This is a genomic window from Streptomyces sp. MB09-02B (assembly GCF_033794485.1).
Classification (GTDB): domain Bacteria; phylum Actinomycetota; class Actinomycetes; order Streptomycetales; family Streptomycetaceae; genus Streptomyces.
Genome location: NZ_JARGEE010000410.1, coordinates 1 through 7770, shown reverse-complemented (window position 1 = coordinate 7770; position 7770 = coordinate 1). Strand labels below are relative to the sequence as shown.

General features: G+C 69.8%; 9 protein-coding genes. 1 reads left to right on the top strand and 8 read right to left on the bottom strand.

Annotated elements, in window-relative coordinates; all coding sequences use genetic code 11:
- Positions 1–189: 189 nt before the first annotated feature.
- The 8 genes from P1P70_RS36255 to clpS all read right to left on the bottom strand — a co-directional run bounded on the left by P1P70_RS36255 (position 190) and on the right by clpS (position 6230).
- Complete coding sequence (locus tag P1P70_RS36255) at positions 190–1140, bottom strand: cysteine synthase (protein ID WP_319245360.1); 951 nt, start codon at positions 1138–1140, stop codon at positions 190–192.
- 6 nt (positions 1141–1146) lie between these two features.
- Entirely contained in the window at positions 1147–1425 is a 279-nt protein-coding gene (locus P1P70_RS36250; protein ID WP_215455756.1) for a MoaD/ThiS family protein, read from the bottom strand.
- A gap of 121 nt (positions 1426–1546) precedes the next feature.
- The gene (locus P1P70_RS36245) at positions 1547–1642 is read right to left on the bottom strand and encodes a putative leader peptide (protein WP_309474684.1); all 96 of its coding nucleotides are present in this window, start codon (positions 1640–1642) and stop codon (positions 1547–1549) included.
- Positions 1643–1790: 148 nt separating this feature from the next.
- Positions 1791–2873 carry a LacI family DNA-binding transcriptional regulator gene (locus tag P1P70_RS36240; protein ID WP_319245358.1) on the bottom strand — a complete coding sequence of 361 codons (1083 nt, stop codon included), beginning with the start codon at positions 2871–2873 and terminating at the stop codon, positions 1791–1793.
- Between the two features lie 73 nt (positions 2874–2946).
- Entirely contained in the window at positions 2947–3369 is a 423-nt protein-coding gene (locus tag P1P70_RS36235; protein ID WP_319245357.1) for a M67 family metallopeptidase, read from the bottom strand.
- Positions 3370–3469: 100 nt separating this feature from the next.
- A complete protein-coding gene (locus P1P70_RS36230) occupies positions 3470–4915 on the bottom strand; it encodes an amino acid permease (protein ID WP_319245356.1) in 1446 nt (481 codons plus the stop codon).
- Positions 4916–5298: 383 nt separating this feature from the next.
- Positions 5299–5901: a DUF2017 domain-containing protein gene (locus tag P1P70_RS36225; RefSeq protein ID WP_319245353.1), complete on the bottom strand. Its 603-nt coding sequence runs from the start codon at positions 5899–5901 to the stop codon at positions 5299–5301.
- A gap of 11 nt (positions 5902–5912) precedes the next feature.
- Positions 5913–6230 (bottom strand): ATP-dependent Clp protease adapter ClpS, encoded by a 318-nt coding sequence (gene clpS, locus P1P70_RS36220; RefSeq protein WP_319245351.1) that lies wholly within the window; start codon positions 6228–6230, stop codon positions 5913–5915.
- 122 nt (positions 6231–6352) lie between these two features.
- Between clpS and P1P70_RS36215 the strand changes: the two genes are divergently transcribed.
- Positions 6353–7681, top strand: a complete 1329-nt coding sequence (locus P1P70_RS36215; RefSeq protein WP_319245348.1) for a nicotinate phosphoribosyltransferase — start codon at positions 6353–6355, stop codon at positions 7679–7681.
- Positions 7682–7770 lie beyond the last annotated feature (89 nt).

Genomic DNA, 7770 nt, shown 5'->3' with positions numbered 1-7770 from the left:
TTTTTTTCCAGCGAAAGGTGGCTTTCAGTATTTTGTCCGGTTCGCTGGGCTGTGTGGTGTGTATAAGAGACAGGTTGGGGTTCGGTCGCGCATTTCATCGCACCTCTAGGAGACCAGGCCCTCCGGGCCTGAAAAGCAGGGGCGAAGCCCCGGCTTTTCAGGGGCGCGGGGAACTGGCCATGAGGCGCCCTACGCCCAGAGCTGGCCCTGCAGTGTCTCGATGGCCTCTTCCGTCGTCGCGGCGGTGTAGACGCCCGTCGACAGGTACTTCCAGCCGCCGTCGGCGACCACGAACACGATGTCGGCCGGCTCGCCGGCCTTGACCGCCTTGTTGCCGACTCCGATCGCGGCGTGCAGCGCGGCTCCCGTGGAGACGCCCGCGAAGATGCCCTCCTGCTGCAGCAGCTCCCGTGTGCGGGTCACCGCGTCGGCGGAGCCGACGGAGAAGCGGGTGGTGAGGACGGACGCGTCGTAGAGCTCCGGCACGAACCCCTCGTCGAGGTTGCGCAGGCCGTACACGAGGTCGTCGTAGCGCGGCTCGGCGGCGACGATCTTGACGTCCGGCTTCTGCTCGCGCAGGTAGCGGCCGACGCCCATCAGGGTGCCGGTGGTGCCGAGGCCGGCGACGAAGTGGGTGATCGAGGGGAGGTCGGCGAGGATCTCCGGGCCGGTTGTCGCGTAGTGGGCGCCCGCGTTGTCGGGGTTGCCGTACTGGTAGAGCATCACCCAGTCGGGGTGCTCGGCGGAGAGTTCCTTGGCGACGCGTACGGCCGTGTTGGAGCCGCCGGCGGCCGGGGACGGGATGATCTCGGCGCCCCACATGGCGAGCAGCTCACGCCGCTCCTGGGAGGTGTTCTCGGGCATGACGCAGACCATGCGGTAGCCCTTGAGCTTGGCCGCCATGGCGAGGGAGATGCCCGTGTTGCCGGAGGTGGGTTCCAGGATGGTGCAGCCGGGGGTCAGCCGGCCGTCCTTCTCCGCCTGTTCGATCATGTGCAGGGCGGGCCGGTCCTTGACCGAACCCGTCGGGTTGCGGTCCTCCAGCTTCGCCCAGATGCGGACGTCGGCGGACGGCGACAGCCGCGGCAGGCACACCAGAGGGGTGTTGCCCACCGCGGCCAGCGGGGAGTCGTAGCGCATGGGTGCTCAGGCCATACCGCCGGCCACGGCCGGCAGGATCGTCACGTTGTCGCCGTCGGACAGCTTGGTGTTGATGCCCTCCAGGAAGCGGACGTCCTCGTCGTTCAGGTAGACGTTGACGAAGCGGCGCAGTTCACCGCCGTCCACGATGCGGGCCTGGATGCCCGCGTGACGGCTCTCGAGGTCGGTGAACAGCTCGGCGAGGGTGGCACCGGCCCCCTCCACCGCCTTCTGACCGTCGGTGTACTGGCGGAGGATGGTGGGGATGCGGACCTCGATGGCCATGGTGTGCGGCTCCTGTCGGGAGTGGTCGGGTCGGTGGGCGCGCGGCGGCGCGACGCGCGGGGTGCGTGGTCACACGGGTGAGGGCGCCGCGGCTCACGGCCGTACGGCGGCAGGATCGGCGTCAACAGATGGCGCTGGCAAGCCTGCACAGGTCGACGTGCAGCCGCGCCACGAGCAGTGCGCCCGGCGTCTTCTCGCTCACGTCGTCAAGAACCATGGGCTCATCGTATCGATTCCCGGTCCGGGTCCCGGAGTGTGATCCCACATGCCGGACGGTTTCGGGCCGGGGAGTGAGACCCCGCACCTCAACGACCACACGCTGCCCCCGCTCACCCGCACCCGCTCGGGCGGACCGCCGTACGGCTTCAGGCGGACTGCCGTACGACGAGCCGCGTCGGGGTGACCACCGACGACTGGGGGCCGGGCGCCGTCGCCCCGCCGTCCGCCGGGCCGTCGTCGCCGTGGCTGAACAGCAGCCGGGCCATCAGCCGGCCCATGCCCTCGATGTCCTGGTGGACGGTGGTCAGCGGCGGATCGGTGTGCTCGGCGATGGGGGCGAGGTCGTCGAAGCCGACGACGGCCACGTCGTCCGGCACCCGGCGGCTCCGCTCGCGCAGCACCTGGAGCGCGCCGGAGGCCATGAGGTCGGAGGCGACGAAGACGGCGTCCAGGTCGGGGCGGCGGTCGAGGAGCGCGGTCATGGCGTCGACGCCGCCCTGCCGGGTGTAGTCGGAGTGTTCGACCAGGAGGGGTGAGGCGTCCGGCAGGACGTCCCGGTAGCCGTCCAGGCGGTCGAGCGCCGAGGCCTCCTGGTCGACGGGGCCGGTGATGGTGGCGACGTGTTCCCGGCCCTGGGAGACGAGATGGCGGACGGCCGTGCGGGCGCCGCCCCGGTTGTCGGCGTCGACGTAGACACGGTCGTGCGCGGGTTCGCCGTCGCGGACGAGTGGCCGGCCGCCGAAGACGGCGGGCAGGCCGAGCCGGTCGATCATGCCGGGCAGCGGGTCGTCGGCGCGCAGGGAGAAGAGCAGGGCGCCGTCGACGTGGCCGCCGCCGAGGAAGTCGCCGACCCTCGGGTACTCCTCGGGTTCCTCCAGGAAGAGCAGGACGGGCTGGGCGCCGTGGGCCACGAGTTCCTTGCGGATGCCCCGGAGGTGGAGGTCGAAGAAGGGGTCGATGAAGAGCCGGTTCTGCGGCTGGCTGGCGACGACGGCGATGGCGTTGTTGCGGCGGGTGACCAGCTGGCGGGCGGCGGAGTTCGGGACGTAGCCCAGTTCGTCGATGACCTCCCGGACCCGTTCGACGACCTCCGCGCGCACCTTGTCCTCGCCGTTGATCACCCGTGACACGGTGGACTTCGAGACCCCCGAGCCGCGTGCCACGTCGTCGAGGGTGGGGCGCCGGCCGGGCAGTCGTCGCGTCTGTTGGGGCAACACGGTCTCCGTCACGGGCAGTTGGGTGCGTGCGCGTGCGTACGCCTGGGCACGACCACCGTAGCCGCGAACGTGGCCGGTCGGCGGTTCAGTAGGCGTCGACGATCCGCACTTCCTCCTCGGTGACCTCGCCGTCGACGATCCGGTACGAGCGGAACTGGAAGTCTCCGAGGCCGTCGGTGTCGGCGGTGGAGACGAGGACGTAGTGGGCGCCCGGCTCGTTGGCGTAGGAGATGTCGGTGCGCGAGGGGTAGGCCTCGGTGGCCGTGTGGGAGTGGTAGATGACCACGGGCTCCTCGTCGCGGTCGTCCATCTCGCGGTAGAGCTTGAGCAGGTCGCCCGAGTCGAACTCGTAGAACGTGGGCGACATGGCCGCGTTCAGCATCGGGATGAAGCGCTCGGGGCGGTCCGTGCCCGCCGGTCCGGCGACGACGCCGCACGCCTCGTCGGGGTGGTCCTTGCGCGCGTGGGCGACGATCTGGTCGACGAGGTCCTGGGTGATGGTCAGCATGGTCGCCAGGATAAGCAGAAGGGCTGTTCCGTACCGGGGAGTGGTACGGAACAGCCCACATGCTGGGACCAGGGGTCTCGTGGGCCCTTGGCGTGTCGGGTCAGCCGACCTTCTCGAACTCCGCGTCGCGGCGCTCGGTGACCTCCGGGTTGCGGCTCTTCAGCACGAGCCAGCCGATGCCGAGGGCCGCGGCCCAGCCCGCCATGACGTAGAGGCAGACGCGGGAGTCGGCGTCGTAGGCGATGAGGCCGGTGACGAAGAGCAGGAAGACGATGGCGACCCAGCTGCACTTGGCGCCGCCGGGGGCGGGGAAGGACGAGGCGGGCAGGCGGCCGGCGTCCACGCCGCGGCGGTAGAGGACGTGGCTGATCAGGATCATCAGCCAGGTCCAGATGCCGGCGGCGGTGGCGACGGAGACGACGTAGCCGAAGGCCTTCTCCGGGACGATGTAGTTCAGGATCACGCCGATGCCCATGAAGAGCACCGAGATGGTGATGCCGAACGCCGGGGTCTTCGTCGACGACAGCTTGCTGAAGACGCGCGGGGCCTCGCCGTTGTCGGCGAGGGTGCGCAGCATGCGGCCGGTGGAGTACATGCCCGAGTTGCAGGAGGACAGGGCCGCCGTCAGCACCACGAAGTTGACGATGGCGGCGCCCGCGGGGATGCCGATCTTGGCGAAGGCGGCGACGAAGGGGCTCACGCCGGGCGCGAACTCGGTCCACTTGACCACGCAGAGGATGACGGTGAGGGCACCGACGTAGAAGAGCGCGATCCGCCAGGGCAGGGTGTTGATGGCCTTGGGGAGGGTCTTCTCCGGGTCCTCGGACTCGCCGGCCGTGACTCCGACCAGCTCGACGGCGAGGTAGGCGAACATCACGCCCTGGAGGGTCATCAGGGAGGAGCCGATGCCCTTGGGGAAGAAGCCGTCGAAGGCCCAGAGGTTGGAGACGGCGGCGGTGTCACCGGCGGCGCTGAAGCCGAAGGTGAGGACGCCGAGGCCGATCACGATCATGCCGATCAGGGCGGTGACCTTGACCATCGAGAACCAGAACTCGATCTCGCCGAAGATCTTCACCGAGATGAGGTTGGCGGCGAACAGGACCACCAGGAAGACCAGGGCGGTGACCCACCGCGGGATGTCCGGCCACCAGTAGTTGACGTAGATCGCGGCGGCCGTGAGTTCGGCCATGCCGGTGACGACCCACATCAGCCAGTACGTCCAGCCGGTGAAGTAGCCGAAGAACGGGCCGAGGAACTCGCGGGAGTACTCCGCGAAGGAGCCCGAGACCGGGCGGTAAAGCAGCAGCTCGCCGAGCGCCCGCATGATGAAGAAGATGATGACGCCGGCGAGGGCGTACATGAAGATGAGGCTGGGGCCGGCCTTGGCGATGTTCGCCCCGGCTCCCAGGAAGAGGCCGACGCCGATGGCGCCGCCGATCGCGATCATCTGGACCTGACGGCTGCCGAGCCCGCGCTCGTACCCCTCTTCGGGTGCGTCGCCGCGCACGGCTTCGTCGCCGTTCTTGTTGACCTGAGCGGAGGTCATGTGTGGTGCGCCTTTCTCCACGCTGGGCCGATCCGAGCCGTTCGTCGACCCCGGATCGGGTTCCGATCCCCCCGGATGTGATGGAGCAGTGCCTGGTCGGAGATGGCCGACTCGGTGGCGCACCCGAGCGGACATGGGTGGCGTCCGTCGGGCGGTCTGGAAGATTTAACACGGCCGCAACAGTGATCGACCGGATGTCGTGTGGCGCACGGCACAGGGAGAAGCGGACAAAGAACACCCGCGAGGGCATCCCTCGCGGGTGCGGTGACACGATCGTTATCCGGATTTGAGTGTCCTCTGAGCGAACACCGAGTGAATCCGGAAGGTCCCCGAAAGCCCTCCAAAGGGACCGAAAGGGTCAAAGCCCGGATTACGGCATCGAGTCAGGGCATCAAGGTCGCGACGAGTGAGTCCTGCAGGCCGCCCAGCCACAGGTACGCCATCACCATCGGCTTGCGCGGGTCCTCGTCCGGGAGGCGGTAGAGGAGGTCGGTGTCCTCCTCGTCGACGACGTCGAGCCGGGATCCGATGGCCAGACGGAGGTCGTTGAGGCAGCCGAGCCACTGCCGGGACTCCTGCGTGGACAGCTTGAGCACCGCCCCGCCCTCACCGGTCGCGGCCAGCGCGTCCAGGGAGTGGATCACCGCGAGGGCGTGGTCGCGCTTGCCGGCCCGCAGGTCGTTCTCGGTGAAGCGGCGGAACTCCGAGGAGTACGCCCGCTGCTCCTCCGCCTCCCGGGCCGTCGGGGTGCCCTCGGGGTCGCTGTAGGCGTCCGGGAACAGCCGGAGCAGGACGGGGTCCTTGGGCGGTTCGCTCGGGCCCTCGGCGAAGAGTTCGGCGAGCGGGTCGTCGCCCGCGTCCCCCGCCGGTCCCGGTCCGATGAGCTCCAGGAGCTGCACCGCCAGCGAGCGGATGATGGAGATCTCGACCTCGTCGAGCGCGACGGCCGCGCCGCCGCCGGGGAGCGATTCGAATTGTCCTGGCATCAGGTGCGTCGCTACTTCCGGTCCTGCTGGAGGGTGGCCCACAGACCGTAGCCGTGCATGGCCTGCACGTCGCGTTCCATCTCCTCGCGTGTTCCGCTGGAGACGACCGCGCGGCCCTTGTGGTGGACGTCGAGCATGAGCTTGGTGGCCTTGTCCTTCGGGTACCCGAAGTACGACTGGAAGACGTACGTCACGTAGCTCATCAGGTTCACCGGGTCGTTGTGGACGATCGTCACCCACGGCACGTCGGGTTCGGGTACGGCGAAGACCTCCTCCGCCGACTCGGTCTTCTCGATCTCCATGGGTACGGCTGCCGTCACAGGGCCCATGCTGCCACCACAGGGGGGTGCCCGCACAAATGCGGGCCCGTGACCTGGGGCCACGCGGAACGGTCCGGCGGAGATCACCCGGAAATCGTCAGACTGACGAAATGGGAGTACGATCCCTTGCCATGAACACAGCGGACCTTGGTTTGCCGGTCGACGTCCCTTCGACCGCGCTCTTCACGGACCACTACGAACTCACGATGCTGCAGGCCGCCTTGAAGGCGGGCACGGCCGAGCGGCGATCGGTGTTCGAGGTCTTCACCCGGCGGTTGCCGGAGGGGCGCCGGTACGGCGTGGTCGCCGGCACCGGCCGGGTGCTGGACGCCGTGGAGAACTTCCGTTTCGACCCGGGCGTCCTCGGCTTCCTGCGCGAGCGCTCCATCGTCAACGCCGAGACCCTCGACTGGCTCGCCGGCTACCGCTTCGGCGGGGACGTGTGGGGCTACCAGGAGGGCGAGGTGTACTTCCCGGGCTCCCCGATCATGCGGGTCGAGGGCACCTTCGCGGAGTGCGTGCTCCTGGAGACCGTGATCCTGTCCATCCTCAACCACGACTCGGCGATCGCGGCCGCCGCCTCCCGGATGTCCAGCGCCGCCGGGGGGCGCCCGCTGATCGAGATGGGCGCCCGGCGCACGCACGAGCTGGCCGCCGTGGCCGCCTCGCGCGCGGCGTACGTCGGCGGCTTCACCTCCACCTCGGACCTGGCCGCCGGCTTCCGCTACGGCATCCCGACGGTGGGGACCAGCGCCCACGCCTTCACCCTGCTGCACGACCGCGAGCGGGACGCCTTCCAGGCCCAGGTGGACTCGCTGGGCCGGAACACCACGCTGCTCGTCGACACCTACGACGTCGCCGAGGCCGTACGGACGGCCGTGGAGATCGCCGGGCCCGAGCTCGGCGCCGTGCGCATCGACTCCGGTGATCTGCTCCTCGTCGCCCACCGGGTGCGGCAGCAGCTGGACGAGCTGGGCGCGACGGACACCCGGATCATCGTGACCTCGGACCTCGACGAGTACGCCATCGCCTCGCTGGCGGCGGCACCCGTGGACGCGTACGGCGTCGGGACGCAGCTGGTGACCGGCTCGGGGCACCCCACCTGCTCGATGGTCTACAAGCTCGTCGCCCGGGCGGAGTCCGCGGACCCCACGGACCCGCTGGTGCCGGTGGCGAAGAAGTCCAGCGGCGGGAAGACGTCCGTGGGGGGCCGCAAGTGGGCGGCCCGGCGGCTGGACGAGCACGGGGTGGCGGAGGCCGAGGTGATCGGCACCGGTCCGGTGCCGGACGGCCTCCAGGACCGTCAGCTGCTGGTCCCGCTGGTCAGGGACGGCAGGGTGCTCTCCAGGGAGCCCCTGGACGTCGTCCGCGAACGGCACGTGAGCGCTCGGGGCAGTCTGCCGCTGTCGGCGACACAGCTGTCGCGCGGGGAAGCGGTCATTCCCACGGAGTACGTCTGAGGCCGCCGACCCCGCTGAGGCCACCGACACCGCCGAGGCCCCCGGGACCGCGCCGCACCCGTGCGGATGCGGGGCGGGGGCGGCGGGGG